Annotated in this window: 14 protein-coding genes; 8 read left to right on the top strand and 6 right to left on the bottom strand. The window is 69.6% G+C overall.

Annotated elements, in window-relative coordinates:
* Positions 1 to 7 precede the first annotated feature (7 nt).
* Positions 8 to 901, top strand: a complete 894-nt coding sequence (locus AA983_RS01375) for an EamA family transporter (protein WP_231579495.1) — start codon at positions 8 to 10, stop codon at positions 899 to 901.
* Here the strand turns inward: AA983_RS01375 and AA983_RS01370 are convergent.
* The 3 genes from AA983_RS01370 to AA983_RS01360 form a co-directional block, all read right to left on the bottom strand.
* On the bottom strand, positions 879 to 1358 hold the full coding sequence (locus AA983_RS01370) for an 8-oxo-dGTP diphosphatase (RefSeq protein WP_052946742.1): 480 nt from the start codon (positions 1356 to 1358) through the stop codon (positions 879 to 881). The two genes, AA983_RS01375 and AA983_RS01370, sit on opposite strands and share 23 nt — an antisense overlap.
* A complete protein-coding gene (locus AA983_RS01365; RefSeq protein ID WP_231579494.1) occupies positions 1355 to 3640 on the bottom strand; it encodes a helicase-associated domain-containing protein in 2286 nt (761 codons plus the stop codon). The genes AA983_RS01370 and AA983_RS01365 overlap by 4 nt, the downstream gene beginning before the upstream one ends.
* A gap of 112 nt (positions 3641 to 3752) precedes the next feature.
* Positions 3753 to 4670, bottom strand: a complete 918-nt coding sequence (locus AA983_RS01360; RefSeq protein ID WP_047310445.1) for an aldose 1-epimerase family protein — start codon at positions 4668 to 4670, stop codon at positions 3753 to 3755.
* 140 nt (positions 4671 to 4810) lie between these two features.
* On the opposite strand from AA983_RS01360, the gene menD reads away from it, so the two are divergent.
* Entirely contained in the window at positions 4811 to 6571 is a 1761-nt protein-coding gene (gene menD, locus AA983_RS01355; RefSeq protein ID WP_231579493.1) for a 2-succinyl-5-enolpyruvyl-6-hydroxy-3-cyclohexene-1-carboxylic-acid synthase, read from the top strand.
* A 28-nt stretch (positions 6572 to 6599) separates the two neighbouring features.
* On the opposite strand, the gene AA983_RS01350 is transcribed toward menD, so the two are convergent.
* On the bottom strand, positions 6600 to 7061 hold the full coding sequence (locus AA983_RS01350) for a flavodoxin family protein (RefSeq protein WP_047310443.1): 462 nt from the start codon (positions 7059 to 7061) through the stop codon (positions 6600 to 6602).
* A 19-nt stretch (positions 7062 to 7080) separates the two neighbouring features.
* Entirely contained in the window at positions 7081 to 8337 is a 1257-nt protein-coding gene (locus AA983_RS01345) for an isochorismate synthase MenF (protein WP_047310442.1), read from the bottom strand.
* A gap of 58 nt (positions 8338 to 8395) precedes the next feature.
* On the opposite strand from AA983_RS01345, the gene AA983_RS01340 reads away from it, so the two are divergent.
* The 6 genes from AA983_RS01340 to AA983_RS01315 all read left to right on the top strand — a co-directional run bounded on the left by AA983_RS01340 (position 8396) and on the right by AA983_RS01315 (position 14630).
* Complete coding sequence (locus AA983_RS01340; protein WP_047310441.1) at positions 8396 to 9139, top strand: demethylmenaquinone methyltransferase; 744 nt, start codon at positions 8396 to 8398, stop codon at positions 9137 to 9139.
* Positions 9136 to 10473: a geranylgeranyl reductase family protein gene (locus AA983_RS01335; RefSeq protein ID WP_082128609.1), complete on the top strand. Its 1338-nt coding sequence runs from the start codon at positions 9136 to 9138 to the stop codon at positions 10471 to 10473. The genes AA983_RS01340 and AA983_RS01335 overlap by 4 nt, the downstream gene beginning before the upstream one ends.
* 22 nt (positions 10474 to 10495) lie before the next feature.
* A complete protein-coding gene (locus tag AA983_RS01330) occupies positions 10496 to 11494 on the top strand; it encodes a polyprenyl synthetase family protein (RefSeq protein WP_047310440.1) in 999 nt (332 codons plus the stop codon).
* Between the two features lie 94 nt (positions 11495 to 11588).
* On the top strand, positions 11589 to 12182 hold the full coding sequence (locus AA983_RS01325; RefSeq protein ID WP_047310439.1) for a TetR/AcrR family transcriptional regulator: 594 nt from the start codon (positions 11589 to 11591) through the stop codon (positions 12180 to 12182).
* The gene (locus AA983_RS01320; protein WP_047310438.1) at positions 12179 to 13333 is read left to right on the top strand and encodes an alanine racemase; all 1155 of its coding nucleotides are present in this window, start codon (positions 12179 to 12181) and stop codon (positions 13331 to 13333) included. Before AA983_RS01325 ends, AA983_RS01320 begins: the two co-directional genes overlap by 4 nt.
* Positions 13326 to 14630 (top strand): D-arabinono-1,4-lactone oxidase, encoded by a 1305-nt coding sequence (locus AA983_RS01315; RefSeq protein ID WP_047310437.1) that lies wholly within the window; start codon positions 13326 to 13328, stop codon positions 14628 to 14630. Before AA983_RS01320 ends, AA983_RS01315 begins: the two co-directional genes overlap by 8 nt.
* A gap of 43 nt (positions 14631 to 14673) precedes the next feature.
* Here AA983_RS01315 and rarD read toward each other — a convergent pair whose 3' ends face one another.
* Positions 14674 to 15552, bottom strand: a complete 879-nt coding sequence (gene rarD, locus AA983_RS01310; protein WP_197078952.1) for an EamA family transporter RarD — start codon at positions 15550 to 15552, stop codon at positions 14674 to 14676.
* Positions 15553 to 15609 lie beyond the last annotated feature (57 nt).

The following is a 15609-nucleotide window of genomic DNA, read 5'->3' as shown; positions in this document are numbered from 1 at the left end:
TAGCCCCATGACGCCCCGCCACATCGCCCTCGCACTTCTCGTCGTGCTCATCTGGGGCGTCAACTTCGTCGTCATCCACGAAGGCCTCGAGGGCGTGCCGCCGCTGCTGTTCGCGGCCATTCGCTTCAGTTGCATCGTGCCGTTCGTCGCCGTCGTACCGCGTCCGAAGGTGGCCTGGCGCGACCTCGCACCGGTGGGCCTGCTCATGTCGGCGGGGCAGTTCGGTTTCCTCTACTCGGCCATGGCCGCCGGTCTCGCCTCCGGGATGGCGTCGCTCATCCTCCAGGCCCAGGCGCTCTTCACCGTCGTCTTCGCGGCCGCTCTGCTCAAGGAGCGACCGAAGGCGATCCAGCTCGTGGGCATGGGTGTGGCCCTGGCCGGTCTCGTTCTCGTGGCGTCCGGACGCTCGGGCGCGACACCACTCGTCGGGGTGATGCTCTGTCTCGCCGGTGCTCTGAGCTGGGGCGCGGGGAACGTCGCGGCCCGGCGCGGCGCCGGCGCGTCCGGCCTGGGACTGACGGTGTGGGGCAGCCTCTTCGTGCCGCTGCCGTTGTTCGCGCTGTCCTTCCTCATCGAGGGCCCGAACCGGATGGTCGAGGGGCTTCATCACTTCGGAGGCGCAGCGGTCGCCTCGACCGCCTACACCGTCGTCCTCGCAAGCCTCGTGGGTTACACGATCTGGAACGGCCTCATGGGCCACTACCGGCTTCGAACGTCGCACCGTTCACTCTGCTCGTGCCGGTCGTCGGCTTCCTCGCCGGGTGGCTGTTTCTCGGGGAGGTGCCGGCTGTCTCGGCGTTCGCCGGAGGAGCGCTGCTTCTGCTCGGTGTTGCGATCATCGTCCTCGGCCCCCGGTATCTGGGACGAAAGACCCGCGTTCAGATTCCGGTGTGACTGGTGAGGGTCGCGCCGTCCGCGGCGTAGGTGAAGGCGGCCTCGTCGAAGCCGCGGGCAAGCGCTACCGGGAGCCAATGGACGTTGTCCGGCCACATGCGGCTCGTGGGAAGGGCGTCGACGGGCGCCCACGTGACGAGGAGTTCGTCCGAGTCCGTCGGTTCCCCCTCGGCTGCGTCGGTGACGAAGACGTGCACGCGCATGTCGACCCCGCCGCCGTCCGGGAAGGCGAAGGTGACGACGCCCCGCGCGTCCAGATCGGCGTCGTTCACACGAAGCGACGTCTCCTCGAACAGCTCCCGCGCGGCCGCTCGGCGAGGTGTTTCACCCGGATCGACCTTGCCGCCCGGCACGACCATGCGGCCCTGGCCGAACCCGCGCAGCTTCTCCCCGAGCAGGAGGTGCGTGCGGCCCTCGAGGGTCCGGGTGACGACGACGAGGCACGTCTCGATCGGCTCGCTCACGCCGGCGCCACCCCGGTGATGCGGTGGATGGAGAACGAGCGGGTGGTCGTCGTGTTGTCGCCGATCTGCCCGACGACGCGCCCACCCGAGACGCTCGTCGGCCGGAAGAGGGCGCGCTTGATGTCGCCCGAGGCATCGACATAACCGATCCAGACGGGAGCCCGATCGGCGGCGGCGTCCTGCAAGGAGGTGAGTGTGACCGTCGGGTCGGACGAGGGGATGCGCGTGCGCTCGTCGTGCTGCGAAGGGCGCACGGCGCTCTTCTCCGCCTCCCGCATGCGCTGCGTCATGGCCGTCGCTTCGTCACCGTCGAGGCGGACAACACGAACCGGCGTGCTGCGGCGCCCGGGCGTGGGGGAGCGCTTCACCGCTTCGGTGCGCACGACGACGCCACCGTCCGAGGTCTCGGCAACCGGCGCGTGACGGTGCTCACGCAGAACGTCGAGCAGCGTCGAGGCGGGCAGGGGCGAGACGCACACGGTCGGAGCGATGCGGCGTAGCTGGAGCGAGGCGAGCGAGGAGTCCGCGACGAGGGCGTCGAGCGATCCCTCGTCGTCGCTGCGCACGTACGAACCGACGGAGCCGACGCGCAGATGGCCGTATCGACGCGCGACGTCGCCGAGAAGGTACTCGAGCGCCTGGGGGACCGGTGTCATCGAGTGACGCCGGAGGGCCTCGAGCGCTTCGCCCGAGGAGACGCCGTGGTCGAGCAACCGTCGGATGCTGCTCTCGGTGAACCGGAAGACCGTTGCGCCGCCACGTGATTCGACGTCGGCGCTGCGGCGCATGAACGTCGCGACCTCTTCCGTGAGAGGCCCTGGCGCAATAGCGGTGAGGTCGCCCTGGAGCATGACCTGCGAGACAGGCTGGGGCATGGAGGCGGCCATGAGGGCGGCGACGGACTCGAGGTTCGCCTCGTTCGTCGGGACGGAGTCGTCGCTCGGCACCGCGAGGAGCGCTCGACCGGCGGAGGTGAGGGCCGAGCGGCCCGTCACGCCGAGCCAGCCGGCCTCGCGCAACACGTCGTCGGCGCGGGTGGGGGCTCCCTCGGGAAGGCGCAGGGGTCGTTTCCAGCGCAGCAGGGCGTCGACCTGTTCGGTGGTCGGGGCGCTGCCTGCCTCGAGCGCGGCGAGCGTGGCGAGGACGTCGGCGCGGCGAGCCCGCATGAGCGGCCACGAGGCGTCCTTGCCGAGGACGTTGACGAGAGTGCCGTCGATCGTCTGACCGGCGAGGCTCGCGGCGCGCGTGGTGTCGCGCCACGCGAACGCCAGATGGGCCCAGCGACGGGCAGGAGCCCACGTGGCCCACTCATCGTAGAACTCGGTGGGCCGCCACAGCGGATCGACCTCCCCGTCGGGAGCGAGAAGGCCTGCGGCGTAGGAGAGTTCGAGGACAAACGCCGTCAGATCGCTCGAACTGTCGATCGCTACGGCCGTGCGTCGGTGATCGCGTACGGCGACGCCTCCGGTGCGCAGCACGCGGGGCGGTTGGGCGTCCCAGGCGGCGACGACCTCGTCGAGACGCCACAACAGATCGAGCACGGCGCCGGCCGCCGCGTCGTCGGCACTCGCCTGCTCGACGTGGGTCATCTCGGCGGTCGGGGGAGCCCACGCCTCGCGGTACAGACGCCCGCCACGCAGCGCGAGCCCGACCTCACGCGGGATGACGGCGTCGCTGCCGCGCTCGCCGTCGACGGCCACCATGAGGCCGGCACCGACGAGTTCGCGGCGCACATCGCGCAGGGTCTGCGTGGTGAACGAGCCGCGTGCGGATGTCCACCGGAGTTGGTCGATGACGGCCTGAGCACGCGGTGAGAGCGCGTTGTAGGCCCGTGTCACGGCGTCGAAGTCGCCCTCGGAGACGATGGCAAGGTCGGCCAGTCGTACGTCAAGATCGCTCGCGCTTCGTCCCAATCCTGCTGGGTGCGTGAGGGTTTCGCCGACAGCTCGGGCGGCGCGCCACCCGTCGGGAGAGCGCCAGACGAGAGCCTGGTGCCACAACTCGCGGATACCGTCGTCGACGGCGGAACGTGACGCACCGAGCGCCGAAGGAGCGCCCTCGGCGCCGACGACGAGCAGCGCTTCCACGAGGTGGAGGAGGCGCGCGTCGAGGTGTTCGAGAGCGCGCTGGACGCTGGCGCGCGTGGAGGCCCGCGCGGCGAGCGACGTGATGTCGGCGGGTGCCGGGCGCGCCAGATCGGGCCGGGCGAGAAGGAGCGCCGCGAGGTCGTCGTCCGCGCGGCCCCTCAGGTCGTCGGCGAAACTACGGGCAGATCGAGGCACTCTCACCACGGTAGTCGCCGCGGGCGGCATCGGCATCCGCGGCGCCCATCGGGGTTCGATGTTGAGCGGTGTGGGCGGTACCCGTGCCGCGCTCATCGCTCAACATCGAGTTTCAGGCGCCGGTGATGCCGAACGGGGCGCTCCACGTCTCGCCGGGCGCGAGGGTGAGCAGGCCCTCCCCGGTGTTGAAGGCGTTGGCAGGGCACGTCATCGGCTCGACGGCGAGCCCCGACCGGCGGTTCTTCGGTTCGGGCAGGCCATCACCGGTGAAGGTCTGGACGTAGCGGTACGCACTCGCGTCGGCCCACAGTGTCGTCGTGCGCGAGCCGCTCGTGACCGACGCCCGCCAGCGGCCGTCGGTGACGCCGATGTCCGTGAAGCACGTGTCGAGTGAGACCCCCTTGAGCGGGAGCCGCCCGGAGAAATCATGGGTGCTCGTCTCGCGCCCGGTCGGGATGAGTCGCTCGTCGACGGTGAGCTGCGTGGCGACGTCGAGCGTCAGGGCGGCGTCGTCGAGCGAGGACTCACCCGCGGTGAGGTACGGGTGCGCTCCGAACCCGAACGGGCACGCGGTGGACGACAGGTTCCTGACGTTCGGGGTGACCGTCAGGCCGTCGGGGTCGAGCGAGTACGTCATCTCGACGCGCAGGGTCCACGCCCAGCCGGGCTGGGGATGGAGGGTGACGCCGACGGTCAGCCGGTGGGTCGAGCGCTCCACGAGATCCCAGGCGAGCCACTGCACGAGACCGTGCGAGGCGTTCGCCAGCCCCGGTTCGGTGTGCGCCAGGAGGTAATCCTCGCCGTCGAACGAGTACCGTCCGCCGTCGATTCGGTTGGGCCACGGCGTGAGGACGTGTCCCCGCGCGGCGTCCGCCATTGCCTCGACGGCATAACCGAAGACGAGGTCACGCTCGTCGTGGGTCAGGTGGCGCAGACCACCACCCACCTCGACAACGGTTGCCTCGTAGCCGTGCGCCGCGATGGTCCACTGCTCGCCGCTCGGGGCGGGGAGGTCGTTGAGGGTGCTCACGTCGGTCAGGCTAACGGCCCTGGCAGGGGCGGGCCCACCGCACACTCCGACCCGGGACCGGGCAGGACCGGGCCCACCCGAGTGTCCGTCACACCCTGTCACGTGTGGCCTTCGGCGGCGGGGTGCGCGAGACTGGCCCGGTGAATCCTTCGACCGCTATGGCCACCGTCCTCGTCGACGAACTCGTGCGCCTGGGCATCACCGACGTCGTCCTCGCGCCCGGCTCACGTTCCGCGCCGCTCGCCTACGCGGTGGCGCGGGCCGACGCCGCGAAGAAGTTGCGCCTCCATGTGCGCATCGACGAGCGTTCGGCCGGCTTTCTCGCCCTGGGACTCGCGAAGATCTCACGTAACCCGGTGCCGGTCATCACGACGAGCGGCACGGCCGTCGCGAACCTCCACCCGGCCGTCCTCGAAGCGCACCACGCGCAGGTGCCGATGATCGTCATGTCGGCCGACCGTCCCGCAGAGCTGCGTGACACAGGTGCCAACCAGACGACGGATCAGGTCAAGATCTTCGGTCAGGCCACGCGCTGGTTCCACGAGTTCGCCACGCCCGCCGAGCGTGAGGGGCAGAACACCGTGTGGCGCTCGGTCATCGGTCGTGCGGTCGCGCACGCCGTGGGAGTGCCCACCGGCGACGCCGGACCGGTCCACCTCAACCTGCCGTTCCGTGAGCCGCTCACCCCCGAAACCTCCGACGACGGGACGTGGCCAGAGTCCCTCGAGGGCCGCGATCGTGGACGCCCGTGGCTGCAGTTGCGAGCCCCCGCCTCCCGCGTCGCCGTGGCGGACGGGCCGGGCATCGCCCCGGTGCCGCGCACCCTCGTCCTCATGGGCGACCTGCCCGACCCGCGCATGAGCGCGGAGATCGCCGAACTCGCGGACGCCGCCGGTTGGCCCGTCATCGCCGAGCCGTTCGGTGACTACCACCGTGGCCGCGCGATGCCGCACGGTTCGCTCATCCTCGCCTGCCACGACTGGCTGGACGAGCACCTGCCGGAACGCGTGCTCGTCGCGGGCCGCATGACGCTCTCGCGTGACGTCGCCCTGCTGCTGCGCAACCCCGAGGTGACGGTCGAGATCGTCACCGGATCGAACGCGTGGGCCGACCCCTCACACGTCGTCCAGCGGGTCCACGAGTGGGCCACGATCGCCCGTTCGCACGAGTTGGTCTCGGCATGCGCCGACCGTCGCTGGGCCAGCGCGTGGCGGATGGCGGGCCACCGCCTCACCCAGGTCGTCGGGCCGCTCGTCGCTGACTCGTGGCCCTCCGGAATGTCCGCGACGTCGACCGTCGTGCAGCACCTGCCGGCCGACTCGGCGCTGCTCGTGGGTTCGTCGAACACGGCGCGCGACCTCGACCTCGGGCGTAACCCGCAGCAGATCGCTCGCAAGGTGTCCGCGGTCGGCAACCGTGGCCTGTCCGGAATCGACGGGCTCGTCTCGACGGCCATGGGCATCGCACTCGCGCACGGGCGGCCGAGCTTCGCCCTCATGGGGGACCTCACGTTCCTGCACGACAGCAACGGGTTGCTGCTCGGCCCCGGCGAGCCACGCCCAGATCTCACCATCGTTGTCATCAACGACAACGGCGGGGGCATCTTCGGCACCCTCGAACAGGGGCGGCCGGAGTTCGCCGAGCACTTCGAGCGCGTCTTCGGTACGCCGACGGGCGCCGATCTCGAGATGGTGTGCCAGGCGCACGGCGTCGAGTACACCCGGGCCACCTCGCGTGAGCACCTCATCGATCTCGTCTCGAACCCGCGGCCGGACGTCCAGGTGGTCGAGGTGACGGTCGATCGCAGCGGTGAGCGTCTCGGCCGCCGCAATCTCGTGGCCGCCGCCGTCGAGGCCGTTGCCGGTGCCGAGGAGATGCCGACGCGGTTCGAGCGTCGCTGAGCGCCGGCCCGGACGCGCTCGGTGTGCGTCAGGTGATGAGGTTGGCGGCGACGGTGGCGCCGAACTCGCGGGCCTCGGCGAGGTCGACGTCGCTCAGTTCGCCGAGGCGTTCGTACGGTTCGGCGACCAGACGAAGGTCGAGCCCGGTGGTGATGGCGTCGAGGGCACGACGCGCGCCGGTGGCGTCGCTGCGTCCGTGAACCCAGTAGGAGAAGGGGCGGCGCGCCACCTCCTCGAGCAGGTCGTCGTACGTCGAGTCGAAGCTGTGCTTGAGTGCGCCCGAGATGTAGCCGAAGTTCACGGGCGTGCCGAAGAGGTAGCCGTCGGCGTCGAGGTAGAGCTGCGGATCGGTGGCCTCGAGGGCTGCCACGGCGTGCACGTCGACCTCGTCGGCGAAGAACTCGGGATCGCTCGCACCCGCGAGCACGGCGTCGCGCAACGCAACGGTGGCGGGCGTCGGGGCGTGTGTGATGACGAGGAGTTGCTTCATCCCTCGACGGTAGCGGCGATCAGCGCAGCGCTTCGCGCATCGGTGCGAGTTTGGCGACCGACTCGGCCACCTCGCTCACCGGATCCGAGCCCTCAACGATGCCGCAGCCGGCGAACAGGCGGATGCGGCACGGGTTCTCGATGTCGATCTGGCCGCTGCGCAGGGCAATGCCCCACTCGCCGTCACCGCGCGCGTCGATCCACCCGACGGGCCCGGCGTACCGGCCGCGGTCCATGTGTTCCAGCTCGTCGATGACGAGGGCGGCCTCGCGCGTCGGCGTACCGCAGACGGCGGCCGAGGGGTGCAGTGACGCCGCGAGCGTGAGCGACGACGCGCCGTCGGTGAGAGCCCCGGAGACGTCCGTCGCCAGGTGCATGACGTTCGGCAGGTGCAGCACGAAGGGAGCGTCGGGCACGTTCATCGAGGAGCAGTGCGGCCGCAGCGCGGCCTCCACCGAACGCACGGCGAATTCGTGCTCGACGAGGTCCTTCGAACTGCGCGCGAGGCTCGCCGCGAGAGCCAGGTCGTGATCGTCGGAACCGGTGCGCCGGATCGTTCCGGCGAGCACACGCGAGGTGACGAGGCCCTTGTCCGAGCGCACGAGCAGCTCCGGCGTGCCACCGACGAGCCCGTCGACGGCGAACGCCCACGTGTCGCGGTAGGCGGTGGACAGGCGGGCGAGGAGCCAGCGCGGGTCGATGTCGGCGTCGGCGGTGTGGATCTCGTCGCGCGCGAGGACGACCTTGTCGATGCGTCCGGCGCGGATGTACTCGATGGCGTCTCCGACAGCGCCGCGCCACTGCGCCGGCGACAGCGCACCGTCGGTGCGCTCCACGCCGGTGGGGGCCTTGGCGGGCTTCACCTCCGGCAACTGGTCGGTGGTGCGGTTGATCGTCGTCAGCCACGCGTGGCCGTCACGCCGACCGACGATCATCTCCGGCACGACGAGCGCAGCGCCTTCGTCGGAGGAGTTGCGGAAGCTGAACGAGCCGAAGCCGACGAGGCCGGTGCCCGGTCGTTCCACCTCGTCGACGACGTCGGCTGCGGCGACGAGGGCGTCCCACCACTCCTCGGCGTCGGCGAAGCGAGCGTCGCCGGAGGTGGAAACGGCTGCCGCGCGTCCCCAGCCCACGAGCCCTTCCTCGCGCCGAACCCAGGACATGACGTCCTCCGCGGGGCGCCCTGCGGGGATGAGGCCGACGAGGTCACCGGGGTCGGTGAGCTCGTACGTGCGTACGCACAGACGCGGCGTGGCGGCGGGACGGGCTTCGTTCACAATGGACCAGCCTAAGGCGCGCTTCGGCCCAGGCGGTGACGGGTGCGAGAATGCAGGCATGAATCGAGCAGGCCTGGACAAGCGACCCTCCGACGTGGCGCGGATGTTCGACGACGTGGCGGCACGCTACGACCTCATGAACGACGTGCTCTCCCTCGGTCAGGACCGTCGCTGGCGCAAGCAGGTGCTCAAGGCGCTGGCTCCCCGGCCCGGTCAGGTCGTGCTCGACATCGCTGCCGGAACCGGCACGTCGTCCGAGCCCTTCGAAGCCGCGGGAGCGCACGTCGTGCCCGCCGACTTCAGCCTCGGCATGCTGCGTGAGGGCAAGAAGCGCCGCGCCGACATGGCCTTCACCGCCGCGGACGCGACGAAGCTGCCGTTCGCCGACGCCTCGTTCGATGCGGTGACGATGAGCTTCGGCCTGCGCAACGTCGTCGATGTCGACGGCGCCCTCGCCGAGTACGCCCGCGTGACCAAGCCCGGTGGCACCCTCCTCATCTGCGAGTTCAGCCAGCCGACGAACGGTGCCTTCCGCAAGATCTACGGCGAGTACCTCATGCAGGCGCTCCCGCCGGTGGCGCGCGCCGTCAGCTCCAACCCGGAGAGCTACGTCTATCTCGCCGAGTCCATTCAGGCCTGGCCGGCGCAGCGCGAACTCGCCACGCGCATCAAGGCAGCAGGCTGGGGCGACGTCGAGTGGCGCAATCTCTCGGGTGGCATCGTCGCGCTTCACCGCGCGGTGAAGCCTGCGGCGGCGAAGGGACAGAAGAACCAGCCGAAGTCCAAGGGCGGGGCGGCGTGAGCGACACCTCGAACCTCACGCCGGGCACCGGTGTGAACAGCGCAGACGCATCCGAGCGCGCCGACGTCATCGTCGTCGGCGCCGGCCCCGGCGGTTCGACGATGGCCGCGTACCTCGCGGACGCGGGCCTCGACGTCCTGCTCCTGGAGAAGACGCGCTTCCCGCGCGAGAAGGTCTGCGGTGACGGCCTCACGCCGCGCGCCGTCAAGGAACTCGACCTGCTCGGCATTCCGACCCCCGAGAGCGAGGGGTGGATCCGCAACAAGGGGCTGCGCCTCGTGGGCCGCGGTATGCGGTTGCAGGTCGACTGGCCCGAGGCGTCCGGCTTCCCGACTTACGGCCTCGTGCGCACCCGCCAGGACTTCGACGACATCCTCGCGCGTCACGCGGTGAGCAAGGGTGCCCGTCTCCTGCAGGGTGTCAATGTCACCGAGCCGCTGCGCGAGGGCTCGCAGGTCGTCGGTGTCAGGGCCAAGCTCCTCGGTGAGGACGGCCGTGCCACGGGTGATACGGCCACCTACCGCGCCCCGCTCGTCGTCGCGGCTGACGGCAACTCGAGCCGCTTGGCGCTCGCCGTCGGGCGAGAGAAGCGCGAGGACCGCCCCATGGGCGTCGCAGTGCGCGGCTACTACACGAGCCCCCGCACGCACGACGACTACCTCGAGAGCTGGCTCGAGCTGCCCGGACGTGACGAGCACGGGCGCGAGGTCCTGCTCCCGGGCTACGGCTGGATCTTCGGCGTCGGCGACGGCACCTCGAACGTCGGCCTCGGCATCCTCAACACCTCCAAGGCGTTCGGGCGCACCGACTACCGCGAGGTGCTCAAGCGCTGGGTCGCGCAGATGCCGGCCGAATGGACCTTCACCGACGAGACGCTCGTCGGCGACCTGCGCGGCGCAGCCTTGCCCATGGGTTTCAACCGGACGCCGCACTATGCGGACGGCCTCATGCTCGTCGGTGACTCGGGCGGCATGGTCAACCCGTTCAACGGCGAAGGCATCGCCTACGCCATGGAGGCCGCACGCCTCGGAAGCGAGGTCGTCGCGAGTGCCTTCACCCGTGGCCGCCATGACGACGCTGCCCGCGAACGCGTCCTCGAGACCTACCCCAAGGTGATGAAGGACGCCCTCGGTGGGTACTTCACCCTGGGGCGTCACTTCGCCACGATCATCGGCAACCCGCAGCTGATGAAGCTCGCCGTGACATACGGTTTGCCGCGGGAAGACCTCATGAAGCTCGTCGTCCGGGTCATGGCGAACCTCGCCGACCCGAAGGGCACGAGCACCACCGACCGCCTGTACAGCGCCCTGACGCGCATCACGCCCAGCGCGTGAGCGACGACGAAAGAGTGAACCGATGACATCCCCTGCCGCTGCGGTCGTGCCCGAGGCGTCGGACGAACTGACGCAGCGCCTCGCCGACGGTCTCGTGCGCGTCAACGACCGCCTCGACGAGGTCGTCGATCACGACAGCCCCCTCGTCAAGGAGGCGAGCCACCACCTCGTCGACGCCGGGGGCAAGCGTTTTCGCCCGCTGCTCACGTTGCTCACCGCCGAACTCGGCACGGGCGCGAGCAACGAGGTGGTCGATGCCGCCGCCGCTGTCGAACTGACGCACCTCGCCTCGCTGTACCACGACGACGTCATGGACGAATCCGACCTGCGTCGCGGGGTGCCGAGCGCCAACTCGGTCTACGGCAACTCGACGGCGATCCTCGTCGGTGACCTGCTGTTCGGCAAGGCCTCCGAGCTCGTCGCTCACCTCGGCTCCGAGGCCGTGCTCCTGCAGGCGCGTACCTTCGTCCGCCTGTGTGCAGGCCAGATCGAGGACGAGCGTCAGGCTCCTGACGGCGAAGACCCCATGGCCTATTACCTGCGTGTGCTCGCCGACAAGACCGGTGTGCTCATCGCGGCCGCCGCGCAGTACGGCGCCATGTTCTCCGGCTGCGACGCGCGCGTCATCGACCTGCTCGGCCGATACGGCGAACTCGTCGGCCTCGTCTTCCAGCTCTCCGACGACATCATCGACATCACGAGCGACGCCGAGACGCTGGGCAAAATGCCCGGCACCGATCTGCGCGAAGGCGTGGCGACCCTGCCGACGTTCTACGTCAACGCCTCGAACGACCCGGCCGACGAGCGGCTCAAGGAGCTCCTCGCGCGCCCGTTGGTCGATGACGCCGAGCACGCCGAAGCCCTTGAGCTGTTGCGTCGTCACCCCGCGATCGACAAGGCACGTGAGCACACTGCCTCGCTGGCTCGTGAGGCGGCTGCGCTCATCGACGAGTTGGGCGAAGGTGACGCGCAGACGGCTCTCAAGGCGCTACCGATGAGCGTCGCGTCGCGTTCCGCCTGAACCCGCGAGACGCGTCACGCAGTCCGATCGTTGAAAGATGAATGGGTTTCTTTCGTCGGGTCACGCGTCCTCATGAGGGAGTAGGGTCGCAAGCATGCCTCGGTTGGACATCGACACGCGCAGGACGCAGCTCATCGACGCTGCCATCCGCATCGCGCTCCGTGACGGTCTCGACAACACGACGGTGCGGCGCATCGCGACGGAGGCGGGTGTGTCGCTCGGAACGGTGCACTACTGCTTCGACAACAAGCGGGCCCTGCTCGAAGCAGTAGTCGAGACCCTCCTTCAGCGTGAGGTCGACGTAGCCGAGTTCGACCTGCCCGACGGCGCCACCCCCGTCGACGCCATCAAGCAAGCCTTCCGGTACTACTGGACCTTGAGTGGTGCCCAGACCGAGCGGCAGCGCCTGGTCTACGAACTGGTGGCCTACCTCGTGCGCCAGGAGGCCCCGGGTCCGGAGCTGGCGCAACGCATCTTCGCGAACAAATACGAGGTCGTGCGCGGCTTCGTCGAACTGTTCCAGAAGAAGGGGGAGGCCGAACTCGGTCTGCCCGCCGATGTCATCGCCCGGATGACTGTTGCCATGACGGACGGCGTCGCTCTCGCGTGGCTCGCGGACGGGGATGACGAGAAGGCCCTCGAGGTTCTCGACAGCTTTGCAGAGATTCTCGCGATGACCCAGACATGACCTCCGTGTTCGACGCCCCCATCGATGCAGGTGAGGGGCCGCAGTTCGTCGTCGATCAAGGCGTGCTGCGTGAGAACTTCGAGAAGTTGCGTCGCGCCGCCGACGGTGTGCCGCTTCGGCTCGCGAGCAAGTCGGTGCGCGTGCGCTCGATCCTCGAATGGGGCCTCGAGCAGGACGGGGTCTGCGGTCTGCTCGTCTACTCGGCGGCCGAGGCGCTCTGGCTCGTCGAGAACGGCGCCCACGACGTCGTCATCGCCTACCCGAGTGTTGACGTGGCGACGATGGCGATGGTTGCGCAGAACGACACCGCCCGCCGCGAGATCACGTTCATGGTGGACCTTCCCGAGCACCTCGAGATGATCGGGCGGATCGGACGCGAGCACGGGTGCGAGTTGCGTGTGAGCCTCGACGTCGACGCGTCCCTGCGGATCGGACGCCTCTCACTCGGCGTCCACCGATCGTCGGTGCACACCGCCGAAGAGGCCGGAGAATTCGCGCGCCTCGCATCCGAGACCGAGGGTGTGCGCCTCGTCGGCATCATGATGTACGAGGCCCAGGTGGCCGGCGTCGCCGACGCCACCCCCGTGCACCGTCTCATCAAGCGCCGCTCCGTGCAGGAGCTGGAGGTGCGTCGCGGTGCGGTGCGTCGGGCCGTCGAGCAATACGCCGACCTCGAGTTCGTCAACGGTGGCGGAACCGGCTCGGTGCACCTGACCGGCAACGACGGTGTCGTCACCGACATCGCTGTGGGCTCCGGACTGTTCACCTCGACGTTCTTCGACAATTACCGCGATCTGACCACCAAGGCGGCCGCTTACTTCGTCTCGCCGGTCGTGCGGCGTCCGTCCGAATCCGTCGTCGTCACGTTCAGCGGCGGCTACCTCGCCTCCGGTGTCGTTAACTCGTCGCGTATGCCCACCCCGGTGTGGCCCGAGGGGTTGCGCTATTTCGGTCAGGAGGGCCCGGGCGAGGTGCAGACCCCGTTGCGTGGCCCCGGAACGCGTGGGCTCGCGATCGGCGACAACGTCTGGTTCCGCCACACCAAGGCGGGCGAGGTGTGCGAGCGTCTCGACACCGTTCACGTCGTGGAGGGTGGGCGCGTCATCGAGACGGTGCCCACGTATCGAGGGGAGGGCAAGAACTTTGGCTGAGTGGAGCAACTGGGCGGGCAACGTCACGGCGACGCCGTCACGCGTCGTCTCGCCGAGCGATACTGCCGCGACGGCGGAGCTCGTGCGTGAGAGTACTGCGGCTGGACGCAAGGTTCGCCCCGTCGGTGCCGGCCACTCGTTCACTCCCATCGCGCAGCCGGTCGACACCCAGGTGCGTCTCGACGCGATGACGGGCATCGTCTCGGTCGACGAAGCGACGAACCGCGTGCGTGTCAAGGCGGGCACCCACCTGTACGAGCTCGTCAACCTGCTCGCCGACCGCGGCCTGGCGCTCGCGAACATGGGCGACATCGACCGTCAGACGATCTCCGGCGCCGTCTCCACCTCGACGCACGGCACGGGCCTCGCGTGGACCGGCTTCGGCGGCACTGTCGTCGGCGGCGAGATGGTCACGGGCACCGGCGACGTGCTGCGCTGGAGCGAGGGCGGCGAGAACAGCGACCTCGTGCCGGCGCTCGGCGTCACGCTCGGAGCACTCGGTGTGCTCACCGAGGTGGAGCTGCAGTGCGTGCCCGCGTTCACCCTCTCGGCCGTCGAGCGTCCCTCGACGATGACCGAGGAACTCGCCGTGCTCCCCGCGGCCCTCGCCGAGACCGATCACTACGAGTTCTACTGGTTCCCGCACACCGACAAGGTGATGACGAAGCGCAACACGCGCGGCGCCGGCGATGCCCCGACGAAGCCGTTGGCGCAGTGGCGCCACAAGCTCGACGACGAGTTCCTCTCCAACACGCTCTTCGACGCGATCTGCCGCCTGAGCGTCGCTCGCCCGAACCTCACCCGCCGCATCAACAACGTCTCGGCGCGGGCCCTCTCGGCGCGAGAGTTCAGCGACGTCAGCCACAGCGTCTACGCCTCACCGCGCACCGTGCGTTTCCGCGAGTCGGAGATGGCTGTGCCGGTCGAGGCGGCCGAGTCGATCCTGCGTGATCTTCAGGCCTGGGTGGAGCGCACCAACGAGCCTGTCGCCTTCCCCGTCGAGGTGCGCTGGACGGCCGGCGACGACCGCTGGATGTCGACCGCCTACGGCCGCGAGAGCTGCTACATCGCCATCCACCACTACGTGAAGGCCGACCACCGGACGTACTTCAAGTACTTCTGGGACATGGCGCGCGCTCACGAGGCGCGCCCGCACTGGGGCAAGATGCACGACTACGACGCTGAGTACCTGCGCACCGTCTACCCGAAGTTCGACGACTTCGTGGCGCTGCGCGAGCGCTTCGACCCGCAGCGGGTCTTCACGAACGCCTACCTCGACCAGGTGCTCGGCGCCTGACGCTGACCTCAGGTTCTCCGGCCGGCCCCGCCTCGACCTCGGTCTAGGTGGGGTCGGCCGCTGACGTCTCCAGGGGCGTCGCGCGGCGCGCTCGCCGGGTTCGCCGGGCTTGGGCGAGGGAGTCGGCCGTGAGGACGACGAGGGCGATCCAGACGAGGCCGAAGCCCACCCAGCGTCCGGCGCTCATCGTCTCGCCGAGCACGAGCACGCCGCACAGCAGCTGTATGACCGGCGTCATGAACTGCAGTAGCCCGATCGTCGAGAGTGGGATACGGCGCGCTGCGGCGGCGAAGAGCAGCAGCGGGATGGCGGTGGCGACGCCCGACAGGGCGAGCAGCACGGGGTGCCACGAGCCGTTACCGGACCACGTGCTGCGCCCCGTGGCGCCGAGCCACACGAGCATGACGGCCGCGAACGGAGCGAGGACGACCGTTTCTGCGGTGAGCCCCTCGAGCGCCGTGAGGCGCCCGCCGACACGCTTCTTCATCAGCCCGTACGCCGCGAAGCTGAGGGCGAGGCCGACGGAGATCCACGGCGGGCTGCCGTAGTCGACGGCGAGGTACACGCAGGCGATGACACCGATGGCTACGGCGAGCCACTGCATCCGACGTAGCTTCTCGCCGAGCACGAGCACCCCCAGCATGACGGTGACGAGCGGGTTGAGGAAGTAGCCGAGCGCGGCTTCGGTGACGTGTCCCGTCGTCACGGCGAGGACGTAGACGACCCAGTTGATCGCGATGAGCACCGCTGCGAGCGAGATGGCGCCGAGGCGTTTGAGATCGCCGAACAGGCTCCTGAGGAAGCCGAGATGACGTGTGACGCCGAGCAGGACGACGCACAGCAGGAGCGTCCACAGGATGCGGTGGGCGAGGATCTCCCACGGCCCGGCAGGGATGAGGGCGTGGAAGTAGAGCGGGAACATGCCCCACGCGAGGTACGCGAGGAAGCCGTAGAGCGTGCCCTTGCGTGTCTCGTCCTC

Origin of the sequence: Dermacoccus sp. PE3 (assembly GCF_001021715.1) — a bacterium.
GTDB classification, from domain to species: Bacteria; Actinomycetota; Actinomycetes; order Actinomycetales; family Dermatophilaceae; genus Dermacoccus; species Dermacoccus abyssi.
This window is presented reverse-complemented; position numbering and strand designations above follow the sequence as displayed.

Bases quoted from the DNA above. Each gene is read 5' to 3' on its own strand.
- AA983_RS01375 (WP_231579495.1), top strand. From the start codon at position 8: ATGACGCCCCGCCACATCGCCCTCGCACTTCTCGTCGTGCTCATCTGG.
- AA983_RS01350 (WP_047310443.1), bottom strand. From the start codon at position 7,061: ATGAAGCAACTCCTCGTCATCACACACGCCCCGACGCCCGCCACCGTT.
- AA983_RS01340 (WP_047310441.1), top strand. From the start codon at position 8,396: ATGAATCGAGCAGGCCTGGACAAGCGACCCTCCGACGTGGCGCGGATG.
- AA983_RS01330 (WP_047310440.1), top strand. From the start codon at position 10,496: ATGACATCCCCTGCCGCTGCGGTCGTGCCCGAGGCGTCGGACGAACTG.
- AA983_RS01325 (WP_047310439.1), top strand. From the start codon at position 11,589: ATGCCTCGGTTGGACATCGACACGCGCAGGACGCAGCTCATCGACGCT.
- AA983_RS01320 (WP_047310438.1), top strand. From the start codon at position 12,179: ATGACCTCCGTGTTCGACGCCCCCATCGATGCAGGTGAGGGGCCGCAG.
- rarD (WP_197078952.1), bottom strand. From the start codon at position 15,552: ATGTTCCCGCTCTACTTCCACGCCCTCATCCCTGCCGGGCCGTGGGAG.